Origin of the sequence: Mesorhizobium sophorae, from assembly GCF_002270415.1 — a bacterium.
Lineage (GTDB): Bacteria > Pseudomonadota > Alphaproteobacteria > Rhizobiales > Rhizobiaceae > Mesorhizobium > Mesorhizobium sophorae.
In genome coordinates this window covers 215075-236485 of record NZ_NNRI01000021.1, presented here as the reverse complement: position 1 = coordinate 236485, position 21411 = coordinate 215075, and the positions used below count along the sequence as shown (strand labels likewise).

The following is a 21411-nucleotide window of genomic DNA, read 5'->3' as shown; positions in this document are numbered from 1 at the left end:
CTAGCCTCCCTGCATCGGCGAGAGGATTTCGATCCAGTCGCCGTCGCTCAACTGGAACTCCGCCCGATGGGCTTTGTGCACGAGGTCGCTGTTGACGGCCGTCGCCAGCCAATCGCCCTCATAGTCGAGCGCTGCAAGCAGCTCTGCCAGCGTGGTGGCGGCAACCTCATGCGCTTCGCCGTTTACGGTCAATTTCATCAGGCAAGCTCCATGGGTTCGTCAGCGAAGACGAGTTCGGCCGCCTGCCGCGCCATGGCTGGCGCGAGAAGAAAGCCATGGCGATAAAGCCCGTTGATGGCGACGGTGTTTCCACGCGCTTCGACACGCGGCAGATTGTCGGAGAAGGCCGGGCGAACACCGACGCCGGTCTCGACGATACCGGCCTCGCCGAAGGCTGGATGGAGCGCGCAGGCCGTGCCCAGAAGCTCCATCATAGAGCGGACCGTGACCGGTCCAGCGCCGTCACTCTCGATCATCGTCGCGCCGATCATGAAACGATGGTTGGCGCGCGGTACCGTGTATAGCGGAAAGCGCGGATGAAGCAGCCGCACGGGGCGCGATAGCGCGATATCAGGCGTGTGCAGGATCATCATCTCACCGCGCACGCCGCGCAGCCTTCCGTCGTCCGCCGCCATTCCCGTGCAGTCGATCTCGTGCTCGAACCCGGGAAGCTGCCGCGCGTCCGTGGCGAAGCTGATGTCGACACCCATCGCGACAAGCTTGTCGTGAAGCGCCGCCATCGCCCGGCGCGGGTCGAGATGCGCCTCGCCGGGGAAGAACAGCCCACGCCGGAAACGCCCGGCGAGATCGGGCTCCAGCCGCGCGATTTCCGCTTCATCGAGCCAGCGATGGCCCGAGGTGCGGCCGGCGAAGCGGTGCAGCTCGCCGCTGTCACGCGGCGGCGCCACAACCAGTGTTCCGGCCTGCGTCACCTGACCAGGCAGCACCGCCTCCCACCAGTCGGCGGCGCCGCGTCCGAGATCCAGCACCGGCTGCTCGGCGCTTTCGCGCTCGCACCACGGCGCCAGCATGCCGCCGGCGAACCACGATGCATTGCCTCCACGGCCGTGCCGGACGTCGGCGACTGTGACCGCCGCGCCGCGTCTGGCCAATTCGAAGGCCGCCGTGAGGCCGGCGACGCCGGCCCCTTTGACCAGCACCCTCATGACGGCCCTGGTCCTTTGGGCGCGCTGTCGCTCACCGGCATGTAGAGATTGCCGCCATCGCGATATTTTTCCGCCATCGCCGCCATTCCTTCCTTCTGCGCTTCGGCACGAATGTCGTGGGAGATGCGCATGGAGCAGAATTTCGGCCCGCACATGGAGCAGAAATGCGCCAGCTTGTGGGCCTCCTTCGGCAAGGTCTCGTCGTGGAACGAGCGCGCCGTTTCGGGGTCGAGTGACAGGTTGAACTGGTCTTCCCAGCGGAACTCGAACCGCGCCCGCGACAGCGCGTCGTCGCGGATCTTTGCCGCGGGATGGCCCTTGGCAAGATCCGCTGCATGCGCGGCTATCTTGTAGGTGATCACGCCGGTCTTGACGTCATCGCGGTCGGGCAGGCCTAGGTGCTCTTTCGGCGTCACATAGCAGAGCATGGCGGTGCCGAACCAGCCGATCATGGCGGCGCCGATGCCCGACGTGATGTGGTCATAGCCCGGGGCGATGTCCGTCGTCAGCGGCCCGAGCGTATAGAACGGCGCCTCGCCGCAGATCGCGAGTTGCTTGTCCATGTTCTGCTTGATCTTGTGCATGGGGACATGGCCCGGACCCTCGATCATCACCTGGCAGTCCTTGGCCCAGGCGATCTTCGTCAGTTCGCCAAGCGTTTCCAGTTCGGCGAATTGCGCGGCGTCGTTGGCGTCAGCGATCGAGCCGGGGCGAAGGCCATCGCCGAGCGAGAAGGAGACGTCATAGGCGCGACAGATGTCGCAGATCTCCGCGAAATGCTCGTAGAGGAAGCTTTCCCGGTGATGGTGCAGGCACCATTTGGCCATGATCGAACCGCCGCGAGAGACGATACCCGTGACCCTGTCAACGGTCAGCGGGATGTAATGCAGCCTCACGCCAGCATGGATGGTGAAATAGTCGACGCCTTGCTCGGCCTGCTCGATCAGGGTGTCGCGATAGACTTCCCAAGTCAGGTCCTCGGCGATGCCGCCGACCTTTTCGAGTGCCTGATAGAGCGGCACGGTGCCGATCGGCACCGGCGAATTGCGCACGATCCATTCGCGGATGTTGTGGATGTTGCGGCCGGTCGACAGATCCATCACCGTGTCGGCGCCCCAGCGGATCGCCCAGACCATCTTTTCGACTTCCTCGGCCATCGAGGAGGTGACGGCGGAATTGCCGATATTGGCATTGATCTTCACCAGGAAATTGCGGCCGATGATCATCGGCTCGCTCTCGGGATGATTGATGTTGGCGGGGATGATCGCGCGCCCGCGCGCCACCTCGTCGCGCACGAATTCCGGCGTGACGAAATCGGGAAGCTCCGCGCCGAAGGCTTCGCCGTCGCGTTGCAGCTTGCCGTGCAGGATCTCGCGGCCAAGGTTCTCGCGGATGGCGACGAACTCCATTTCGGGCGTGATGATGCCGGCGCGGGCATAGGCAAGCTGGGTCACCGCCTTGCCGGCCTTGCCCTTGAACGGGCGGTTGCGAACGAGGAATTCCGGCGTCAGACGCTCGCCCACGGCAAAGCCGTTGTCTTCCGGCCTGACATGGCGGCCGTCATAAGCTTCGACATCGCCTCGCGCTGCGATCCATTCGTGCCGAAGCCGCGCCAGGCCTTTCTCGATGCTCGTCTCGACCGTCACATCGGTATATGGGCCAGATGGATCGTAGACCGTCACGGGCGGTTCACCCGCCGTCGGATGGACTGAGATTTCGCGCATCGGCACCCTGATCTGTGGATGGAGGACGCCGGATTTGTGGATTTTTCGTGAGGCAGGCAGCGGTCCCGTGGAAACCGCTGGGGTCAAGGCATTCATTTGAGGCTCCTTTGCTCATTGCATTGGAGACCCAGTTCTGTGCCGGAAGGATGAAAAGACGCTTTGGCCGACCTGCTCGAGACAGGTCTTCGGGCATAAACTCCCGCAAAGCGCTTGCACCGTCCCTACGCCAGTATGAACTGGATCAGGTTCAACGGGTCACTGCGCTGCGAAAGCCAGCAGTATCTCAGCCCCTTGTCGGGACCCCCCTGGTGAATGTCTGGAGTTGAACGGGCCGGCGCCGCTTTGTCAAGCGCCTGTCGACCGGCCATCCATCTCACTCGGACAGTTTTGGCCCGTGGGCGGCCACCGCTCGGCTATATTCCAACGACGACAGCGCCGCCGCTCAAGCCCGCTCCCGCCGCCGCCAGAAGAACTTTTTCGCCAGGCCGAAATGGCTTCGTCTGGTGGCCAGTGACAGCGACAGCGGGATCGTCGCGGCGGAAGAATTGCCGTATTCGGCGATCGTCTTGACGACAGCACGATCGGCAAGGCCAAGGTTTTTCCCTACGGCATCAAAAATGCGGGCATTGGCCTGGTGCGGCACGAAGCGGTCGATGTCCTGCGGCTTGTGCGTGAGGCGGCTTCTTCTTCGACAACTCCAGAGGCCCTCATGCAGGTCATCGACGGCGAGCCCGTCGTCGTGGAGATCCGCAAGGGGGCAGCGCCGACGGCGTGCCGGAGAAGCAATGCGGCCCTTCTGGCGGCGACGACAGGGTTGCGTTCCACCAACCGGAAAGACCTCCGCCGCAAACCTGAGCTTGGCGGATGATCCAACGAATCAATCTTGCGCGACGAGCGCAGCACTCGATACGCAGCTATGTATCGCGGCTACAAGAGTAAGCGTTCGTTCGATCTATTTGTCTGCGTTACTGCTCTTGCGGGGGTTTTGAAGTAATTGAGGCTATTATAATCTTGGAACTCAATCACTGCGCAGAATTTTCGCTTCTAACGCCGCCACAACGAAAGCCCGTCTGGCAACCGGCGGGTGGGCTTCGCCACGCAGAACCTGAAGGCATGCATCCATAGCCAGTTTCCGCTTCTTCGTCTGATCATGGAAGCTCCGGAGCAGAATCGTGGCCGCGTCGTTCACATCGAAAATGACGCGCTCACGGTCATGTCGTCCAACTTGCACCACCACCGGTCGGACGAACCTGCTCGACATCCAATTACACCCTCAATACCGAGCTTGGTGCGGTCTGCGCCTGCCATGACGTCGGTTCGTTTCATACATGTATTGCCGAGGGCCGAATAGGGCCAGCAGACCTTGCCGGCCTTCACACTTCGTGCGCCAGCCACCTGGCGCAAACTCTGCTGCAATGCCGGCGCTTCTGGCGGCGGGCGGGGATGCCGGCAGAGGTAGAGGGCGGGCGGGCCTGCAGCGGCGGGTGAAGGTCCGGGAGAGAGGCTCCCGGCGTCCGCCGCGGAGCAGCAACCATGACACAAATGGAATTTCACACGCCCGTCCGTAACGCGCGTGCCGGTTACAAGGTCGACGTCAGCCGCGGCCAGCGTATCGGTCGCGTGTCGTCGGAGTGGTTCAATCGGCCGGCCGACGAGCGCTACCTTTCTCTCACCGATCTCCATAATTCGGTGAAATGGCGAACCGAACGCATCAAGACCCGCCTCGTCGAAAGCGAACTGATCCGCGTCGACGCCAGCCGCGACGATCGGGAGCGCCTGTGGCTAATGCTGCCCGATGCGCATGCCCCTGTTGCACCCACGCATTGGAGTTTTGGCCAACTCGCCAGCCTGGTCGGCGCGCCGGCCACCTATCTGCGCCAGCTTCCAGCGCCGCTGGCTGCCATCAATCTGCAGCACGGCCTGCTGTCCCATCGCGAGCTTGTGAAAACCTTGGAGGCAAAAGACGGGCGCAGCGAGCTTCGCGCCGTCACCGGCCCGGATTATAACTGACTGGGGAGAGCGCATCTTCATTCCGTTGCCGGGTGTGGACGGTGGAGTGCCGGTCGAAGACCCGATCGAAGACGTCGAGATTGATGTGCCGGTGAAGCGGCAAGGCGGCATAATGTTTAATAGATCGCGGCTTACCGTGGCTCGTAAGCGGGCCGGCCTGACGATGAAAGAACTCGCTGCAAAGACTGGTATCGAACCACGTACGGTCACGGGCTATGAAGCGGGGGAGTATCTTCCGAGCGAGGATGTTGCCAAGAAGCTTGCTCGCACTTTGGGATTTCCCCTTTCCTTTTTTCTGTCGGATGATCTGGACATTCCGCGCGAAGAGGGGGTCAGCTTCCGATCGATGAGCAAAATGACGGCCCGCCAGCGAGACGGGGCGATTGCCGCAGGGGCAATTGCGTTCTTGATGTCTGACTGGTTGGATACAGAGTTTGATCTGCCCGTCTCTGCTGTGCCCGATATGCGAGAAGACACACCTCAAAGTGCTGCAGCCGGCCTCCGTGATTTTTGGGGCCTTGGCAACCGGTCCATCAAGAACATGGTGCACCTTCTGGAGTTGAGGGGGGGCGCGTCTTTTCCCTAGGCGAGGATGGAAAGGAGGTTGATGCCTTTTCAGTCTGGCGTGGGGAAAAACCTTACGTATTTCTCATTTCCCAAAAGTCTGCCGAGCGAAGCCGTTTCGACGCTGCCCATGAGTTAGGGCATCTTGTCTTGCACAAGCACGCGGCGCCAAATGGTCTTGAGGCCGAAAAACAAGCGAACGAATTCGCTGCGGCTTTCCTTATGCCAGAAGGTCCTCTACGGGCGGTAGGTCGCATCACAGGGCTGCCAAAAGTTGTCGAACTTAAGCGAGCGTGGTCGGTTTCAGTGGCCGCAATGACGTATCGGCTTCATGAACTCGGTTTGGTATCGAAGTGGACCTATCAGCAGTTGTTTATGGAGATTTCTCGGCGGGGTTGGCGAACGGATGAACCAATGCAGATGTGCCGTGAGCAGTCGCAGGTGTGGAAGAAGGTCCTTGATAATCGTAAGCGGTGCGCCAAGGCACCTCCCAAAATCGTCTTGTGATGCGTCTATGGTAGGTCAGCCGTTGGCCGCCGCGCCGGCGTCGATCACTGATCGTAGTGGGTGACCAACGCGCGCTTCTCTGTGCAGCTCCACAGCCTTCGTTGCCGCGCGCGCCCGGGCGTCGTTGCACGATCTTCGGCCGGCGCGGCGCCGCTGAGCTCGGCGACCAGATCGCCCTTTGCATGTTCCAATGTCATGGCGCGAAAGCTCCATGTTTATCGGCCTATTGCAAGGTGCCTTGGCGCACCGCTTACTGATAATCTCCGTCAGGATGGGGCCGGTGTGGATCGACTTTCGAGCAACCTGTCCGTTCCTGAATCAGAGGTTGTCAAACTTCTTTTTGGCCTTGTGACTATGGGCGTGCCATCCACGCCAAATGCTTTGACAACCCCCAGAAGGGGAAATTTGCGGCTTGTGAAGTGAGGCAGATCGCTCCCTGTAAGGGCAACCGTCCTCGTGACAGCTGTTCGGCGATCCGGCAAGGTCGCTGCCTGCTCTATCCTGTCATAATCCGCAGTGTTTAACCAAGCTTGACTAGTCATGCACCGCGATCGGACAAGCGGTCAGATTTCATTCGCCACGGCTCCATGCAAATGGCGCTGTGACAACCGGCGTTCAACGTCCAGTGCCCGCTGGTGGCTGAAACCAGGCGGCGGAGAGTCCGGACAAGGTGTCCAGACCCGATAGGGTTAGAAGTCTTCCGTGTGCTGGCAGTTATGCGGATAACCCGAACAGCCCCAAAATTTTACGTGCGTCGCGTGATTCTCGCGTATCTTCATCGATCGCCCGCAGGCAGAACAGGTCTTGCGCGCGAAGACGCGCTGATCCTTGGCGATCGCCATCACCCGGACCTCGCCGGCCCCGTTGGCGTTAAGAATGCGCACACACTCTCTCGTCGTCTCTCCGGTCGTGTAGACATCGTCGAGCAGCAGAATCTTGGCGCCACCCCAAGTGTAATCCGTGTCAAAGGCACCCTTTATGGCCTCCGCACGCTCCAGCGCGTTCATCTGCTTATAGCCTTCGACCTCCTTGACGGTTTTCAGGCCATTGAGTTCGACCTCAATATCCTCGTCGAAATGGTCGGCAGCGCTTTCGAGCAGTTCCTTGAAGCGGTTGCGCTCCTGCGACGGCTTCATGGGTACGGGGATGATGCAGTCGGGTTTCCAGTCGAAAAGGTCGACGGCGCGGCCAACGCATTCGCCGAGGACTTGCGCCTGGCTGTCATTATTTTTCAAAGACAACACGGCCGCGCTCAAGGCACTCGTCGCATGCCGCGGATCGGAAGCCGTGAAATAGCGGCCGAGTGCATAAACGACGGGCTCGTCGTCGCAATGGAGAATAGAGCCCCAATGGCTGTGGAAGGGCCAATTGCTGGTCAGCGCTTCGCCGATGTAGCCGCGCCCACCGATGCGGTCTTGGCGTAGCAGCGTCGAGGCCTTCGACACGAAAATGTCGGGCGCACTGGACGAAAGCTCGAAGATCGACGTGGGCCCCCAGCGGACTGCTACAGAGGCCAATCCGGCGTGGTAGGCGGCCTCTACGTCTCCGACATCATCGCCGATGTAGAGCGAGTCCCGACTTGCGGCGATGCCAAGGCGCCGGAGTGCTTCCTGGATCGGCGCAGGATCGGGCTTGTGATTCTCGGTGTCGCCGTAGCTGACCAGCACGTCATAAGGGATACGGAACTGTTGAAGAACAGTGGTCGCGTACCATTCAGGCGACGACGTAACGATGCCAACTGCTTGTCCGTCGGCCCGCAGCAGGGCAGGAAGTTCATGCGGCGCGACCCGGCCTTGCGCCGGAAAAGGTCGGATCAGATTCATATTCTGACGAACGGCATCCCACATTTGCGAGCGTCGCAGATGCGCAAGCGCCGAGCTGTCGACCAGCGTCATATCGAGGTCGAAGAGGACGACGTTCGGCATGGTCAGAGCATCGACATCTGCGCGGGCGACGATGGCCGAACCGGCGCGTCCTGAGCTGCATCACCAGCCACTCGATTTTCCAGCAGCTCTAGCATAGAGGTGTAATCCTCCTTGCTGGCGAGCGGCACAGCCACGGGGTCGTTGCGATATCGTTCAACTAGGATGCGCCGATAGTCGCCTTCGGCGCGCGCGGCGTCAGCGAAGCGGGTCGCCGAAAACCGCGTCATCGCGAGAATGCCCTGACTCTTGGGTTCTGCGGCATGGCGGCCCTGCGGTACTGGCGCGAACAGCAAGCGGTTCTGCTGGATCGTGAAGCGGACGGTGTGCATCGACCCGCCCTTGATGTCGGTTTGCATGACGAAGGTCGCGATCGAAAGCCCGCTCTGCAGGCGATCGCGCTGAACGAGATTACGCGGCGAAGGCGGCACGCCGAAAGGCTGCTCACTGACCAGTGCGCCGTTCCTCTCCAGGATCTCGTCGGCAAGCTTGGTGTTTTGTTTTGGGTAGATTCCGTCAAGACCGCCTGCCAATACGGCGATGGTCTGCCCGCCATGGCGCAGCGCCGCTTGGTGGCTCAGTGTGTCGACGCCGGTCGCCAGACCGCTAACGATCGCCCAATTCGCAGCAACTAGTGTTTCCACGATCCTGTCGCTGACGATTTCGCCGAACTCGGAGGGCTCGCGAGTACCGATGCAGGCGACGCTCCGACGGGGCGGCAAAGTGCCCTTGACGAAGAGGATGGGCGGACGATCGGAGAGCGAGCGAAGGGCGTCCGGATAGTCGACGTCGAAGATGGAAAGCACACGCACGTCACGACGGTGAGCCTCGTCGAGCACCCGCTGCGCCTTCTCACCGGCGTTGACGATGGCAGTCGGCTCGTGAAGACTTTCGGCGACGGCAGCCGAGACGACGGATCGAAGCTTCGCAGGCTCGGCGCCGATGATTGCGTCAAGTAGCAAAAATCGTTCCGCAAGGCGTTCAGCCGTGGCGGGCCCGATGCCGCGCAACGCTGTGAGCGTGAGAATGCCTGCTGCGGTTCGTGTTTCGATGCCAATCATGGAATTCAACGCCTTTCAAAATTGCGGCCGTCCTTCAGCGTTCTGTAGCGATAGCTTCGCGGAAGGTTGCGGATTGGTTGGGTCATCCGCGGTGTCCGGCCTTGGCGAGAGAAGTTTTGGGAGGGGCGAGATTTTCGGAGATCGTGGCAGCGATCTCTCCGAGAGCATGGATACGCACGGTCGGCTGCTTCGGCAGCCTGACCGTCAACTCAAGCTTTCCGCCGACGGCTTCGACATAGCTGCGAAGCGTCGAAACGTACATATCAACTTGGTTTTCGATCTTCGAAACAGACGGTTGTTTGATCTTCAGAGCGGCCGCAACATCTGCTTGGGCCTTGCCTGCGATCCGGCGCAGTGCCCGAAGACCTTCTACCTCCTGGATCTCCTCCGTATACCGCGCATCGATGCGATCCCGCGGTCTTTGCGGAAAGGATGCGATGACGCTATCGAGACCGCGTCCCATGAAATTGACTCCGTAATGTTGGCGCCCGCACTTCCGTCTATACGGAAATATTAGATTTGCGAGAGGGGTCGCGCGATGGCTACGAGGTAAGTCAACAACTCGATTGTGCTATCCCGAACGCTCTATCGAACTATCGGAATGCCGACTCTCTTACCGAATATAGCTCTCAGGCTATGTTGGGTCAACGATAGGTAGCATGGGGATGGATGCAGGACCATGCCTTGTATCTGAGGCGATTTTTCGGTCGTGCCCCGCTGAGTGGTGTAGCTCGGCGGTGACGAAGCCGCTCGCGAGCGCGCCCCCGACATGATGAACCTGCGCGCGCTCGTGGAGAAGAGCCCTGATTGCGATCTCCTGGCGAGATGATCGGCTTTGCCGCCGAGCGTCTGATGGAGCTGGAGGTGGGAACCGCCACCGGCGCCGCCTATGGCGAGAAGAACCCGCTGCGGACGGCTCAGCGCAACGGCTATCGCGATCGCGATTGGGAGACGCGGGCCGGCACCGTCGAGCTGCGCATCCCCAAGCTCAGGAAGGGCTCCTACTTTCCGGGCTTCCTCGAACCGCGGCGCATGGCGGAGAAGGCGCTGACGGCCGTCATCCAGGAGGCCTACGTCCAGGGTATCTCGACCCGCTCGGTCGACGACCTGGTCAAGGCCATGGGCATGAGCGGCATCTCCAAGAGCCAGGTCTCGCGGCTGTGCGAAGAGATCGACGGCAAGGTCAAAGCGTTCCTTGAAAGACCCATCGAGGGCGACTGGCCATACCTGTGGATCGATGGTGCGCCGTGCGGCGCGGGAGGTGCGCATGAGTTAGCGTGACCTCTCAAGCTTGCCGACTTTCAACTGGCGGCTGAGATGCCGCCCGATTTACAGGAGCAGTGGATCGAAGGGGGCCGAGAAGCCTGACCGGGCGTCGTCGGTTGGGTTGCATAAACAGATTGGCCTTAAGTGTGCCGGATGCGGGCCATCAACCGCAGGCCGGGCTACCGCAATGCCTATGGCGAGACAACGAAGCGAGCGTCAGAAGCCTCGAAACACAGAAATCGCTTCCATTAGCGTGATGGCGTGGAGGCACGAAAGAGCAATCAGAGGCGGTAAGGCTCGTCTATTCTTACTGCCGGGTTCTCGAAGAGACCCGAGATGGGACTGGCTCCTATGCCCCATCTCCCGCATTGCACGGGGTAGAGCTCACCGCCTAACGGCACAAGGTTGGAAGTCGGAACACGGGAACTTGGATTGTCTGCCCGGTTTGGAAGCCGGGCTCGCTGCGACGGCCAGATATTGGACAGCCCCAAGGGCGGAGCTTTCGTAGTAGTCGGAGCACGGGAAAGCCGCGCACATGGCGAAGGGAAGCAGGAAGGCGATGGGATTGCAACGACGGAGGAGTGATCTGTGGACATGGATCATCGGACAGACAAAGTCTGGGTACTCGGCATTCAAAGCAAACTCTATCAGTGGAGTAAGGCTAATCCCGACGACCAGTGGTGCGACATGTGGGGTTGGTTGACCGACCTCAGGGTGTGCTGCGTCACGCCTGGCAGCGCGTTTCCTCCAACAAAGGTGGGCGCACGGCTGGGGTTGACGGGATGACGGTGGGACGCATTCGGAACAGGAGTGAACATCGCTTTCTGGTCGATCTCCAGGCGGATCTGCGCCGCGGCGCATACCGGCCAAGTCCGGCCAGACGCAAGTTCATTCCAAAGGCCGGGAAACCTGGGCAATTCCGGCCCTTGGGCATCCCCACCATCAGAGACCGCGTCGTACAAGGCGCGGTCAAGGTTCTTCTGGAGCCGATCTTCGAGGCACAGTTCTGGCATGTCTCTTACGGGTTTCGGCCCGGCAGGAACACCCATGGTGCCTTGGAGTACATTCGTCGGGCAGCCTTGCCGCAGAAGCGGGACAGGGACACCCGTTCCGTTCTTTGCCAGAAGATTGACGTAGTAGGGGCGCAGGGGAATCGCGCCGAAATCAAGCCCCTGGTCTTCCTCATCGACAAAGAGGAATGGTTCGTTCCTTATATCGAACGGAAGTGGTTTGTCGCTGAGACGGCGCTTCGCGAATGTGTCGGCCAGAACGACCTCTACGATCTCTACTCTGACGTCGGCGAGCTTTTGTTTAAGGTCAGCCAGTACGTGGCCTGCGGTTAGAAAGCAGACCGAGCCTCCGATGTCGATCAGCGTTCCGTTGTATGCGGCAAAGGACAGTGCGTCGTTTTTGGAAGCGTTCGCTAATCGTTAGGTGACACAAATCGCCAAGAGATGACGGCCAAAGAACTCTAGGGTGTCGATGCTGCCCCACTCTGAGCTGTCGTCTGTCTGGTCCATCTATTCGACTCGAGGATGGTTCGCCCGTTCGTCCGGCAGACTGCATGATCGGCGTTGGCAAGGCAATCGAGGCGGCAAACCATTGCTTGAGATGAGTAACCAACCGGCCACCTCCACCGGATCGGCACGCTGTGTACAACGGAAACACAGCGCCTTGGCAGCCCTCGGAATCCCAGCCGCCGCCCATGCAAACTTCGCACGATCTCTCCTGCGGAATACGAGGGCTTTGCGCCACCATCAAAGCGCTCGGCAAGCATATTTTCCGAAGCCGATGCCTGAAAGGGCGGAGATTTGATTACACAAATCCTTGCACAAAGTAAGAAAACATGCCAATTATCTGTTTATAAACAAGTAGAAGTAAGAAGGTCGTTCGGTCTTACGAACCGTTCGCCAGCGTCTTGGTCCAACAGCCATTCGCCCAGGAGATCATTCGTCGCATAGCTCGTGCCCTGCTCGGCGCCGTCCGTTTCGCGTATCGCATCGTAGCCGTAGAGCGTTTCCTAAAGTGAGCCCAGTGCGTTGGCCCTGTTGAGCGAGCGGCGACGTGTGAATAATCGGACCGCGAGCCGGGGTCCCGCCACAACGGCGATCTTCGGATCTACCCCTCGCATGTGGGCGCGACACTAGAGCCGCTTCGGCATCCACGCTATGCATTGTTCGAGGCGTGCCACCAGTCGAACCTTCTGCGAACGAAGCTCGTGACCAACGTTTTGCAACTTGGATTTGCCTTTGGACGCGGCCGCAGAAATCAGTTCGCATTCAAGCCAAGCTATTCGATCTCGCAGGTGCTGAGCCTCAGCCTGCCGTATATCTCTAATCCAGCCTGGACCACGCATATTCCACGCTCACCATCTGTGAAGGCTGGGTAGCATCCGAAAACTAACGCCGGCAGATTCGAAAAACTCGAATTTTAACCGTCGCTAAAATTAGCCGCGCCGCCGGCAACTGGCTCGCTGCATCAACCTTTGTACGGCGACAGTTGCGCTTCCTTGCCCTTCGCGTCCGAAATAATCTTAATGGACTTCGTAAGAGCTTGTTCAGCGCCAGTATCTAAAGGAACCGCATGACACCGCGTCGCAGGCGTATTCTGGGCAAATCAATAGTCGTGACGATAATTGCAGTCGTCGCAACCTTCGGTTTGTCTTTTACGGCTCGGCTTGCGCTGCAGATGCCGATCGACTGGCTGAGCTGGGTGGAATGCACCTTCATTCCCATCCTCATCGGGATGCCGGTCAGTGCCTACATTTTCACCCAGGCGGAAACGATCCAGGAGACATGTGACAAGTTGGAGAAGTCTCATGCAGCCCTGAAAGAGACGCATAGCAGGCTCACCTTCGTCACCAGTCATGACCCGATGACAGGACTTCTTAGTCGCGGTGAATTCATCGCAAGGATGGATAGAAGCCGCGATGAAGGGGAATGCGACACCCTTCTCCTCATCGATCCCGATCACTTCTCGTCAATCAACGACAAGCACGGCCATGCCAAGGGTGACGAAGCTCTGGTTCGGATTGCGAAGGCGCTCATCTATACAACGCGCCCAGGAGACGGGATCGGTCGCCTTGGCGGGGAAGAGTTTGGGGTGTTGCTACGTCACATCCGCAAAGAGCATGCAAAGACCATTGCGGAGAAGATCCGTCGTCATATCGAGCGGGTTCCTGGCGTGAAAGGGCAACAAGACGGCGTGAAGGTGACCGTCAGCATCGGTGGTGCGGAAATCCCTCATGGTGCAGATACTCAGGATGTCCTCCGCACTGCCGCACGATGCCTTTTTGAAGCGAAACAACGTGGGCGGAACCGCGTTTCGTTCGATTATGAAGCAGCCAAGTTGCGAGTCGTGACACCGTAACCAACCCCGTCTGGGAGAGAGGCCGATGGAAAAACACGCCGCGGCCTGGTGGTGCTGATGGCTTTTTGGTGGACCGGTGGCCGTCGGTGCCACATTCACTACGTCGGCCCGGCAGCGCTAGGCCTGGATTTGCAATTCCTCGGAGCGATGAGACCGCCCGGGCTTCAGATTGCGGGTCGTTCTGGGCCATGCGCGAGAGCGAGAGCGCAGGACGTGCTTGCTGACAATAGGGTCATTGCAGTGAGCGAGCTGCCGGCCGCCGATCTACCGGGCCTTGCAATTTTTCGTTTTTTGCTGCGCCCAACTCCAAAGTTCGGTTATGAATCGGGACTGGCCGGACGGCCTGCCCACGTTGCAATTGTTACAAAGGAACACGCATATGGCGACTGGAACCGTGAAGTGGTTCAACAGCAGTAAGGGATTTGGATTTATCCAGCCTGACAATGGCGGTCAGGATGTTTTCGTTCACATTTCCGCCGTTGAGCGAGCGGGGCTCTCGACCCTCGCCGATGGCCAGAAGATCAACTATGAAATCGAACAGGACCGCCGCACTGGCAAGTCCTCTGCTGGCAGCCTCAGCAAAGCTGGCTGAATCTTCTCCAGCGTCCTGGCAACAGCCGATGGACAAGGTGCATCCAGGCTGGGAAGCCAAAGCTGTTTGAAAGGGAAGGCGGGGCTGGACCCCGCCTTTTCACATTCCGGGCAGATGCAGATGGTGCCGATGGCAGCTTGCGCGCTCCAGAAAAACCTCGATTTCTGAAATCAAGCTGCGACCTTCTTGCGGGTCCGCTTCGTTGGCGCCGGCGTTTCCGGCTCTTTCGGTTTGCGGCCGAGCCCCATCGTCTTGGCCAACGCCGAACGCGTTGCGGCGTAATTCGGCGCGACCATGGGATAATCCGCCGACAGACCCCATTTGGCGCGATAGTCGTCCGGCGTCAGCCCATAATGGGTCGACAGATGGCGCTTCAGCGATTTGAATTTCTTGCCGTCCTCAAGGCAGATGATGTAGTCCGGTGTCACCGACTTCCTGATCGATACCGCAGGCTTGAGAGCCTCCGCTTCTTCTGCGGAAACGCTGGCGCCGGCAGTGCCTTTGAGTGCCGCGTAGACCTGGCTGATCAGGGCAGGGAGATCAGCTACCGGGACCGGATTGTTGGACACATACGCTGAGACGACATCGGCGGTGAGCTCGATGAGAGTGTCGATGTTGTTTTTGGCTTCTTCCGTCATGAAACTCTCCAGATGGCTTGAAAGACAGTCGGGGAAGCGTCGCTACATAGTGGCGGTTGCCGCGGAAAGCAATAAAGCCCAGGCAAGACTATTGCGATGCTCGTCCTGCACCGCGGTTGGTAGCAACGCTTCCCGCCCATATCACGTTGATGGCGAAGCTGATCGGCACTGCGGCACTGCGGTTGTCGGCGAAAGTACCGCCATAGTGCGGGATCGCCTATCATCCAACTTGATCGTTGCGCTGGAGCTGAATGAATGCGCCTGGCAAGGGTGCAGTCGGGGCTGGGACTGCACCGATGGTCCGTGGGCATGCCTTTCGGCGCCAATCCCGAGAGGTAGCCGTTTTGCTCTTCGCAGTTGCACAAAAATATGCCAAAGGCGACACCCGCGATGGATAACGCTAGGGAAGGAGGCTTCGCTTGAGCATATCTGCTGAGACCAAGGCGATCACGCCGCCGGACATTCGCTTGCTGTAAAGGCCAGGCTCCGCTCGTCTGCCTGACAGCCTACACGACCCCGGTCGCCCCCGGTTCATCGATCCGCACTGCGATGTTGTGCTGGTGGGCGACAGCGTCGGCATGGTGCTCCACGGCCTGCCTTCGACTCTCGGCGTGACGCTCGACATGATGATCCTGCACGGCAAGGCGGTGCGGCGTGGCCTCAAGCGTGCGCTCATGGTCGTCGACATGCCGTTCGGCTCGTATGAGGAAGGTCCCGGGCAGGCTTTCCGAAACGCAGCCCGGGTGATGGCCGAGACCGGTTGTGCGGCCATCAAGATCGAGGGTGGCGAGGCAATGGCGCAGACGATCCATTTTCTCGCCGCGCGTGGCGTACCGGTCATGGCCCATGTCGGCCTGACCCCGCAGGCGGTCAATACTTTCGGCGGCTATCCTGTGCAGGGCTGGGGCGAGGACGGTGAGCGCATCCGGCGCGATGCCAAGGCAGTGGCGCAGGCCGGTGCTTTTTCGGTCGTTCTGGAAAAGGTGCCTTGAGCCGCTCGCCCGGCGGATCACCGAAGAGGTGGCCGTCCCGACGATCGGAATCGGCGCCTCGCCGGCGTGCGACGGGCAGATCCTGGTGGTCGACGACATGCTTGGCCTGTTCGGCGACTTCCGCCCGAAATTCGTCAAGCGTTACGCAGAGCTCGGACAAATTGCCGAAGCGGCGATCGCGGCTTATGCGCAGGATATACGCGAGCGCCATTTTCCTGCGGCCGAGCATGTCTTCGGCGATGCGCCGAAGACCGTCAAAGGAGGAGAGGCAGCGTGAGCATACCGATCGTCCGGACCGTCGCGGAATTGCGCAGCATTGTTTCAGCCTGGCGTCGCGAAGGCCTCAAGGTTGCCGTCGTGCCGACGATGGGCGCGCTGGATGAAGGCCATCTCAGCCTGGTGCGGGCGGCGCTAGAGCGCGTGGATCGGGTGATCGTGACACTCTTCATCAACCCGAGACAGTTCAACAATGAGGCTGACCTTGCCGCCTATCCACGAACGGAGCACGAGGACGCTGCCAAGCTCGCGCCGCTGGGTGCCCATATGCTCTACGCACCCGATGCATCTGAAATGTATCCGGAAGGTTTCGCCACCGCGGTCTCGGTGAGCGGGGTGAGCGATGGGTTGTGCGGTGCGTACCGTCCCGGCCATTTCGACGGCGTGGCAACTGTCGTAGCCAAGCTCTTTCTGCAGACGGGCGCCGATCTGGCCTTCTTCGGAGAGAAGGACTTCCAGCAGTTGCACGTCGTGCGCCGGCTGACGCGCGATCTCGATATTCCGATCGAGATCGTCGCTTGCCCGACGGTGCGCGAAGCCGACGGTCTGGCAATGTCGTGGCGCAACCTTCGCCTCTCGTCCGTACAGCGACAGGCGGCGCCGAGCCTCGCGGAAATCCTGTTCGCGTTGGCCGAGCGGCTGGCGACAGGGGCGACAGCCGACGACGTACTCATTGAGGCGCGGCAGGCAATCCTGGCGGCCGGCTACAAAGAAGTCGAGTATCTTGAACTGCGGGCCGACGATGACCTCGCGCCGCTCGACGCCGCGGACAGATCGACACGCATCCTCGTGGCCGCATGGCTGGGGGACATCCGGCTCGTTGACAATGTGTGCGTCCGGCCAAAGCAAAGCACTTCCAAAAGGTTTGCTTCACCTGCAGCCGCTTAAGTCCCTGACGCATCCAAGTCTGCCTCAAAACCCTCGACTCCCTGCGCGGGTGAGCTTGCCACCCCGATAGCACGGATGTTTCCGGCGGTGGCGTACGCAGTTTCCGGCCCCATTCGAAGCGCCTCGCTGGTCCATGTTCCCATCACGGGCTATTTCACCGAGTTCACCGGCTACGTCACCAACAATGCCGGATCATTCCGAATTGGTCGAGCGACCTCGCTATTGCGAAACTATTGCGAAGCGGTTTGGGCCATTCCACGGTTACCCGGATCATCGCCAAGCGTTTCGCCAAAAATGAACGGCGCTTAGCCAACGGCCGAGAAGCTAAAGGAAATTATCGGCGGGAAGGTTCGCAAGCGCGCCTCCACAAGAGCCCAGAGACGTAAGAGCTATCTTGAGATTTTCGAGGCGGCGGTTCCCGACCCGGCGGATATTGGCTTGGCAGGTGAGTGAGGCCCGAACCGTCACTGCAGTCGGGTTTCCTAGGATAGACAAGGTCACGGTTGCCCATGTTCCAACCAGTTTTCGAGTGCCAGTCCAGGCACGAGGGAAAACTCGCGCTCATTGTCTGCGACCGGCGTGGCGTCGATCGCCAACGCTTGCGCGGCAATCCATGTATCGTTGGCCCAAATTGGCGTTCCTTGAAGCTCCAGAAATGCTCGAACCTTCGCATAATGTCGCGTTGTGTCGTAGTCGACTCCGACAAACGGGAGCCGTTGAGCCAGCGCGGCCAAGCGAGCGCGGTTGCGGTCGCCATAAGCGCTGTTCTCGGCGCCGAATTCTAGTTCGCCCAGCACACAATGGCAGAGAGCCGCATGGCGCTCAGTTGCTCGGACTCCAATCGTCCACGCACCTCGATTCGACCTTTCATAGCCGCTATCAGGATATTCGTGTCGAGAAGGTAGAGTGACGTCACAATCTAACCGTCCAACGAAGTCTCATGTTCAGCCTGCTTGTCGTCAGGCGCGACCAGATCGATTTCATCGGCGTCTGCCCAAAAATCACGAAAGGCGTCGGCCGCCACGCGGGGATGGTCGGGAACAAGGCGCGCGATCACCTTGCCGTGCCTGGTGACGGCGATTTCTTCGCCAGCTTCGACTTCCGCCAGCAAAGCTGAGAAGCGGGATTTCGCCTCCACTACGGTGATGCTTTTCATCGGCGTCTCCATAAAATGACCATGTGGCCAGAATATATGTGCAAGAGCACGTCGTCAAACGAACCCTGCACCGTCGGGTCACAGACGTGATTCCGCAGCCTCATGTAAGATTCGTCGAATTGCACCTGCGGACTTCTCGATCACAACTCCGCAAGCCGCCGCTTTCGTGTTGAACCGTCATCGCCTTGACAACACATTCAGCTATCGTGAGCGGGTTCCGGTGATGCATCTGTTCGCACAAATTAGCTGTTCAGCAGATCGGGAGGAAAGAATGAACGCTGAGGCTTTCGGCACCCCGCTGTTCGTGAAACGTGACACATACATCGTACAAGAGATTGCGGACCTCGCGGACGCCATCGATTTCCTCACTGAATGGCCAGACGATCGCAGGGACGGAGTCCACGAGATCGCCCTTAGGACGTGCTATGATGCCTATGATGGGCGAAAGCCTGTGAGTGCTGCCCGCAACGCCTTTTTTGGCTTTGCGAAACGGGTCGCCATATTGGAGGATGAAACTTCCGCGATGCAGTGGCTCGCCGCCTGCAAGTCGGGCACCGGAAAGGTGCAAGCATAGGTTTTGGCCACTTCTGCTGCTGGGACTTCGTGGATGGCTAGAGGCGCGTTGAGGGAGGTTCGCCATGCCGCATAACAGTTTTGCTCGTCCAGAGCAATTGGCAATGCTCAGCAAGGCCCTCGCGGAGCTAGGCGGCCATTTCCCGCCGGACAGCCCCGAACGCGAGGCCTTGGCCGCGAAGATCATGGCGCTGTTCGAAAGCGGGGCCGGCACGCTGAAAGAGATCAAGAAGGCGCTGAGCGACCGAGACGCTGCTCCTTGAACCTCACTGGCCTTGTCCGGTCCCAAGGGGTGAAAGCGGCTCGCCCGTAGCAGCAGGCGGTTTCCGTTCTTGCTGCGGATCCAGCCGATGGGCGCTGCCAGCCTGCGGCCGTTTGACAAGCCGGCCATCGGGGCGCTAGCACCATCCAAAGCTGAGAGTCGCAGGGCAGAACTGACCGCATCCATCGGGCTGCGCGACCTCGACCGGCTTACACCCAACTGGACTTATCGCGCATCAGCATGGTGATGCGACATCTCCTGTGTTGAGAGCGCGATGACGGAGCTTGGTTGTGACGCAGCTGTGCGCGAAGCGCCCAGCTGTCGGCAGGTGAGCGAAGAACGACTTGGTGGAGGTGAGATAGTCATGCGGCGTGAAGATTCCCCGCCCTTTGCGGCAACCACACTGATGCCTCTTCAGAACCCGGTCTTTCGCTCGATCTGGACAGCCACGCAGATTTCCAGCCTCGGCTGGCTCGTCCAGAGCGTGGCTATCGGCTGGCTCATGGCGACGATTTCAGCCTCCGACCTGATGGTGGCACTCGTTCAGGCTGCATCTACACTGCCCGCCTTCTTCTTGTCGATCCTTGCTGGAGCCATTGCAGACAGTTTTAGCCGCCGCGGGGTGATGCTTGCCGGACATTGCCTGATCGCACTGGCGTCCACGACGCTGGCTCTCGCTGTCGGTCTGGGCTTTGTCAGTCCGTGGTTGATCCTCGGATTGGGTTTTCTGGCCGGATGCGGCTTTGCCTTGAATGATCCAGCCTGGCACGCCTCCGTCGGTGATATCCTGGAAAAGCGCGAGATACCCGCTGCGGTGACACTGATGTCGGTGGGATATAATATTGTCCGAAGCGTAGGTCCCGCACTGGGCGGTGTTATTTTGGCCTTCCTTGGCCCGCTGGCAGCATTTGCATTGGCGGCGCTGAGCGACCTGGTCCCGTTGAGCGCTGTCCTGCGCACCAAGTGGCAGGTTCGCTCTTCGCCTCTTCCGCGCGAGCGCATGGCGACCGCCATTCATGATGGCATGCGCTTCACCGCGATCTCCTCGGAGATCAGAGTGGCGATTGTGCGTGCAACCCTGTTCGGGCTGTCGAGCATCTCGATCCTTGCTCTCCTTCCCCTCCTCGTCCGCGATCAGCTGGCGGGTGGGCCACTTGTTTACGGCGTCCTGTTGGCCGGCTTCGGCACAGGTGCCTTTGTCGCAGGCATTAGCAATGGTTACTTGAGACGCATTGCGACCCAAGAGCGATTGGTCACGCTGGCGTCCGTTGCCTGCGCAACGTGTTGCCTTTTGCTGGCCGTCACATCATCCGTGACGGTGGCGGCGATCGCGCTTGCAATCGGTGGCGCAGGCTGGGTCGTCACCTGGACCGGAACCGACGTGTGTGTGCAGTTGGCAAGCCCAAGGTGGGTCGTTGGTCGCACTCTGTCGATCTATTACGCTTTGACCTACGGCGGTATGGCAGCCGGCAGCTGGATCTGGGGAGCTGTCGCGCAGAACTATTCCCTGACGTGGGCTTTGGAAGGTGCTGCAGTGGCACTGTTGCTGGTTGCAGCAGCGGGAAAGGTATTGCCGATACGACTATGGGAAGAATCGGATCAAGGGGCTGCCGACTTCATCCCACCAGAACTGGCCCTTACTCTCCGGCCGAGGAGCGGTCCAATCGTGGTCAAGGTGGAGTACTCGATCCCCGAACCTAATATCGAGGCGTTTCTGCGCTGCATGCGCGAAAGGCGGCGCGTTCAGACCCGTGCCGGTGCGCGCAATTGGACGCTGCAGCGAAATCTTCAGAATCCGACTCTTTGGACTGAGACATTCCGCACTCCGACATGGACGGATTACCTTCGTCTAAATCATCGCCTGACTTTGGCTGACAGGGAGGTAGCCGAGCGCCTAGCCGCTCTGCAGGCTGATGGGTCTTCTCCTCATCTCGCACTTTCGATCGAACGGTCGACAAGCCCTGCCTCTGGCAGCGAAGTTCAGCCTGTGCCCTTTGTATCGCGCCCGTAGCTGACGTTTGAAACGGCGCTCGGCGGGCACTCTCGCAGTTTTTGGGAAACCTGATTCGCAATTGACGCGAGCAGTTGTTGATCTACGTCACGATCTAGCTATTGCCTTGGCAGGCTGTGCAGCCTGCCGCTCGCTCCTCCTGGAATGGTGAATGCACAATCCTTACGGTTTGACCCTCGTGGGTGGCCGTCAGCAACGCGAGCACTGACACTGACTACAGAAGGGATGAACCATGATGCTCTCCGGCGTTCCCAGTCCATGGCCAAAGCATTGCGAAAAGCTTTGGCCATGCGGCAGATCGATTTGTCGGCAGCGAATGCCCATGAAGTAGTCCCTCAGCAGCATGGCATTTCAGACGGGAACGTTCTCAAAAGTCGGTTTGCGGTGTTGGGATATCACTCTCACTGACGATTTTTGTGGAGCATGGTGGGCAG

22 protein-coding genes, 4 pseudogenes and 1 riboswitch are annotated in these 21411 nt (G+C 60.0%); of the genes and pseudogenes, 14 read left to right on the top strand and 12 right to left on the bottom strand.

The features are described 5' to 3' along the window. From thiS to CGZ66_RS29280, 4 genes and pseudogenes are all read right to left on the bottom strand, one after another. Positions 1-198 carry a sulfur carrier protein ThiS gene (gene thiS / locus CGZ66_RS29295; protein ID WP_095090305.1) on the bottom strand — a complete coding sequence of 66 codons (198 nt, stop codon included), beginning with the start codon at positions 196-198 and terminating at the stop codon, positions 1-3. Then, positions 198-1166: a glycine oxidase ThiO gene (gene thiO / locus CGZ66_RS29290; RefSeq protein ID WP_095090304.1), complete on the bottom strand. Its 969-nt coding sequence runs from the start codon at positions 1164-1166 to the stop codon at positions 198-200. Before thiO ends, thiS begins: the two co-directional genes overlap by 1 nt. After that, a complete protein-coding gene (gene thiC / locus CGZ66_RS29285; protein WP_095090303.1) occupies positions 1163-2986 on the bottom strand; it encodes a phosphomethylpyrimidine synthase ThiC in 1824 nt (607 codons plus the stop codon). Before thiC ends, thiO begins: the two co-directional genes overlap by 4 nt. 104 nt (positions 2987-3090) lie before the next feature. After that, positions 3091-3207: riboswitch (TPP riboswitch) on the bottom strand. A gap of 96 nt (positions 3208-3303) precedes the next feature. Beyond that, positions 3304-3557, bottom strand: a pseudogene (locus CGZ66_RS29280) (3-oxoacyl-[acyl-carrier-protein] synthase III C-terminal domain-containing protein); the annotation flags it as partial. Positions 3558-3599: 42 nt separating this feature from the next. On the opposite strand from CGZ66_RS29280, the gene CGZ66_RS40065 reads away from it, so the two are divergent. Further along, the gene (locus CGZ66_RS40065; protein WP_167392295.1) at positions 3600-3758 is read left to right on the top strand and encodes a hypothetical protein; all 159 of its coding nucleotides are present in this window, start codon (positions 3600-3602) and stop codon (positions 3756-3758) included. A gap of 150 nt (positions 3759-3908) precedes the next feature. Here CGZ66_RS40065 and CGZ66_RS29275 read toward each other — a convergent pair whose 3' ends face one another. Further along, entirely contained in the window at positions 3909-4151 is a 243-nt protein-coding gene (locus tag CGZ66_RS29275) for a DUF982 domain-containing protein (protein ID WP_095090302.1), read from the bottom strand. A gap of 272 nt (positions 4152-4423) precedes the next feature. On the opposite strand from CGZ66_RS29275, the pseudogene CGZ66_RS29270 reads away from it, so the two are divergent. From CGZ66_RS29270 to CGZ66_RS29260, 3 genes and pseudogenes are all read left to right on the top strand, one after another. Beyond that, a pseudogene (locus tag CGZ66_RS29270) lies at positions 4424-4894 on the top strand (hypothetical protein); the annotation flags it as partial. Positions 4895-4946: 52 nt separating this feature from the next. Next, positions 4947-5486, top strand: coding sequence for a helix-turn-helix domain-containing protein (locus CGZ66_RS29265; protein WP_095090300.1), 540 nt, complete (start codon positions 4947-4949; stop codon positions 5484-5486). Continuing rightward, complete coding sequence (locus tag CGZ66_RS29260) at positions 5411-5971, top strand: ImmA/IrrE family metallo-endopeptidase (RefSeq protein WP_095090299.1); 561 nt, start codon at positions 5411-5413, stop codon at positions 5969-5971. The genes CGZ66_RS29265 and CGZ66_RS29260 overlap by 76 nt, the downstream gene beginning before the upstream one ends. A 44-nt stretch (positions 5972-6015) precedes the next feature. On the opposite strand, the gene CGZ66_RS29255 is transcribed toward CGZ66_RS29260, so the two are convergent. The 4 genes from CGZ66_RS29255 to CGZ66_RS29240 all read right to left on the bottom strand — a co-directional run bounded on the left by CGZ66_RS29255 (position 6016) and on the right by CGZ66_RS29240 (position 9417). Next, positions 6016-6168 (bottom strand): hypothetical protein, encoded by a 153-nt coding sequence (locus CGZ66_RS29255; RefSeq protein WP_206073802.1) that lies wholly within the window; start codon positions 6166-6168, stop codon positions 6016-6018. 492 nt (positions 6169-6660) lie between these two features. Continuing rightward, positions 6661-7866, bottom strand: coding sequence for an HAD-IA family hydrolase (locus CGZ66_RS29250; RefSeq protein WP_167392294.1), 1206 nt, complete (start codon positions 7864-7866; stop codon positions 6661-6663). Positions 7867-7898: 32 nt separating this feature from the next. Continuing rightward, on the bottom strand, positions 7899-8954 hold the full coding sequence (locus CGZ66_RS29245) for a DNA-processing protein DprA (RefSeq protein ID WP_095090297.1): 1056 nt from the start codon (positions 8952-8954) through the stop codon (positions 7899-7901). 82 nt (positions 8955-9036) lie between these two features. Next, positions 9037-9417: an XRE family transcriptional regulator gene (locus CGZ66_RS29240; protein ID WP_095090296.1), complete on the bottom strand. Its 381-nt coding sequence runs from the start codon at positions 9415-9417 to the stop codon at positions 9037-9039. 306 nt (positions 9418-9723) lie between these two features. Here CGZ66_RS29240 and CGZ66_RS29235 point away from each other — a divergent pair. The 4 genes and pseudogenes from CGZ66_RS29235 to CGZ66_RS29220 all read left to right on the top strand — a co-directional run. Further along, a pseudogene (locus CGZ66_RS29235) lies at positions 9724-10193 on the top strand (transposase); the annotation flags it as partial. An 809-nt stretch (positions 10194-11002) separates the two neighbouring features. Next, positions 11003-11563, top strand: coding sequence for a reverse transcriptase domain-containing protein (locus tag CGZ66_RS41005; protein ID WP_245331284.1), 561 nt, complete (start codon positions 11003-11005; stop codon positions 11561-11563). 1240 nt (positions 11564-12803) lie between these two features. After that, positions 12804-13589 carry a GGDEF domain-containing protein gene (locus CGZ66_RS29225; RefSeq protein WP_095090295.1) on the top strand — a complete coding sequence of 262 codons (786 nt, stop codon included), beginning with the start codon at positions 12804-12806 and terminating at the stop codon, positions 13587-13589. Positions 13590-13968: 379 nt separating this feature from the next. Next, positions 13969-14181, top strand: coding sequence for a cold-shock protein (locus CGZ66_RS29220; protein WP_095081581.1), 213 nt, complete (start codon positions 13969-13971; stop codon positions 14179-14181). A 170-nt stretch (positions 14182-14351) separates the two neighbouring features. On the opposite strand, the gene CGZ66_RS29215 is transcribed toward CGZ66_RS29220, so the two are convergent. Continuing rightward, positions 14352-14819, bottom strand: a complete 468-nt coding sequence (locus tag CGZ66_RS29215; RefSeq protein ID WP_095090294.1) for a Ros/MucR family transcriptional regulator — start codon at positions 14817-14819, stop codon at positions 14352-14354. A 419-nt stretch (positions 14820-15238) separates the two neighbouring features. Between CGZ66_RS29215 and panB the strand changes: the two are divergent. Both panB and panC read left to right on the top strand, forming a co-directional pair. Then, positions 15239-16088 (top strand): annotated as a pseudogene (gene panB / locus CGZ66_RS29210) (3-methyl-2-oxobutanoate hydroxymethyltransferase). Next, positions 16085-16975, top strand: coding sequence for a pantoate--beta-alanine ligase (gene panC, locus CGZ66_RS29205; RefSeq protein WP_095090293.1), 891 nt, complete (start codon positions 16085-16087; stop codon positions 16973-16975). Before panB ends, panC begins: the two are co-directional and overlap by 4 nt. Before the next feature lie 497 nt (positions 16976-17472). Here the strand turns inward: panC and CGZ66_RS29200 are convergent, their stop codons facing one another. Together CGZ66_RS29200 and CGZ66_RS29195 are read right to left on the bottom strand one after the other, a co-directional pair. After that, positions 17473-17772: a PIN domain-containing protein gene (locus CGZ66_RS29200; RefSeq protein ID WP_206073801.1), complete on the bottom strand. Its 300-nt coding sequence runs from the start codon at positions 17770-17772 to the stop codon at positions 17473-17475. Between the two features lie 122 nt (positions 17773-17894). After that, a complete protein-coding gene (locus CGZ66_RS29195; protein WP_095090524.1) occupies positions 17895-18131 on the bottom strand; it encodes a type II toxin-antitoxin system Phd/YefM family antitoxin in 237 nt (78 codons plus the stop codon). 271 nt (positions 18132-18402) lie between these two features. Here CGZ66_RS29195 and CGZ66_RS29190 point away from each other — a divergent pair, with 271 nt between their 5' ends. The 4 genes from CGZ66_RS29190 to CGZ66_RS41810 all read left to right on the top strand — a co-directional run bounded on the left by CGZ66_RS29190 (position 18403) and on the right by CGZ66_RS41810 (position 21385). After that, the gene (locus CGZ66_RS29190; protein WP_095090292.1) at positions 18403-18705 is read left to right on the top strand and encodes a DUF982 domain-containing protein; all 303 of its coding nucleotides are present in this window, start codon (positions 18403-18405) and stop codon (positions 18703-18705) included. A 64-nt stretch (positions 18706-18769) separates the two neighbouring features. Then, positions 18770-18967, top strand: a complete 198-nt coding sequence (locus CGZ66_RS39480; protein WP_143748889.1) for a hypothetical protein — start codon at positions 18770-18772, stop codon at positions 18965-18967. Positions 18968-19330: 363 nt separating this feature from the next. After that, positions 19331-20977, top strand: coding sequence for an MFS transporter (locus tag CGZ66_RS29185; protein ID WP_095090523.1), 1647 nt, complete (start codon positions 19331-19333; stop codon positions 20975-20977). Between the two features lie 144 nt (positions 20978-21121). Continuing rightward, the gene (locus CGZ66_RS41810; RefSeq protein WP_425352326.1) at positions 21122-21385 is read left to right on the top strand and encodes a glyoxalase superfamily protein; all 264 of its coding nucleotides are present in this window, start codon (positions 21122-21124) and stop codon (positions 21383-21385) included. Positions 21386-21411 lie beyond the last annotated feature (26 nt).

What these genes read in the sequence shown, in the direction of transcription:
- thiS (WP_095090305.1), bottom strand. Translation starts at nt 198, where the DNA reads ATGAAATTGACCGTAAACGGCGAAGCGCATGAGGTTGCCGCCACCACG.
- thiO (WP_095090304.1), bottom strand. Translation starts at nt 1,166, where the DNA reads ATGAGGGTGCTGGTCAAAGGGGCCGGCGTCGCCGGCCTCACGGCGGCC.
- thiC (WP_095090303.1), bottom strand. Translation starts at nt 2,986, where the DNA reads ATGAATGCCTTGACCCCAGCGGTTTCCACGGGACCGCTGCCTGCCTCA.
- CGZ66_RS40065 (WP_167392295.1), top strand. Translation starts at nt 3,600, where the DNA reads ATGCAGGTCATCGACGGCGAGCCCGTCGTCGTGGAGATCCGCAAGGGG.
- CGZ66_RS29275 (WP_095090302.1), bottom strand. Translation starts at nt 4,151, where the DNA reads ATGTCGAGCAGGTTCGTCCGACCGGTGGTGGTGCAAGTTGGACGACAT.
- CGZ66_RS29255 (WP_206073802.1), bottom strand. Translation starts at nt 6,168, where the DNA reads ATGACATTGGAACATGCAAAGGGCGATCTGGTCGCCGAGCTCAGCGGC.
- CGZ66_RS29250 (WP_167392294.1), bottom strand. Translation starts at nt 7,866, where the DNA reads ATGACGCTGGTCGACAGCTCGGCGCTTGCGCATCTGCGACGCTCGCAA.
- CGZ66_RS29245 (WP_095090297.1), bottom strand. Translation starts at nt 8,954, where the DNA reads ATGATTGGCATCGAAACACGAACCGCAGCAGGCATTCTCACGCTCACA.
- CGZ66_RS29240 (WP_095090296.1), bottom strand. Translation starts at nt 9,417, where the DNA reads ATGGGACGCGGTCTCGATAGCGTCATCGCATCCTTTCCGCAAAGACCG.
- CGZ66_RS41005 (WP_245331284.1), top strand. Translation starts at nt 11,003, where the DNA reads ATGACGGTGGGACGCATTCGGAACAGGAGTGAACATCGCTTTCTGGTC.
- CGZ66_RS29225 (WP_095090295.1), top strand. Translation starts at nt 12,804, where the DNA reads ATGACACCGCGTCGCAGGCGTATTCTGGGCAAATCAATAGTCGTGACG.
- CGZ66_RS29220 (WP_095081581.1), top strand. Translation starts at nt 13,969, where the DNA reads ATGGCGACTGGAACCGTGAAGTGGTTCAACAGCAGTAAGGGATTTGGA.
- CGZ66_RS29215 (WP_095090294.1), bottom strand. Translation starts at nt 14,819, where the DNA reads ATGACGGAAGAAGCCAAAAACAACATCGACACTCTCATCGAGCTCACC.
- CGZ66_RS29195 (WP_095090524.1), bottom strand. Translation starts at nt 18,131, where the DNA reads ATGAAAAGCATCACCGTAGTGGAGGCGAAATCCCGCTTCTCAGCTTTG.
- CGZ66_RS29190 (WP_095090292.1), top strand. Translation starts at nt 18,403, where the DNA reads ATGAACGCTGAGGCTTTCGGCACCCCGCTGTTCGTGAAACGTGACACA.
- CGZ66_RS39480 (WP_143748889.1), top strand. Translation starts at nt 18,770, where the DNA reads ATGCCGCATAACAGTTTTGCTCGTCCAGAGCAATTGGCAATGCTCAGC.
- CGZ66_RS29185 (WP_095090523.1), top strand. Translation starts at nt 19,331, where the DNA reads ATGCGGCGTGAAGATTCCCCGCCCTTTGCGGCAACCACACTGATGCCT.
- CGZ66_RS41810 (WP_425352326.1), top strand. Translation starts at nt 21,122, where the DNA reads ATGGTGAATGCACAATCCTTACGGTTTGACCCTCGTGGGTGGCCGTCA.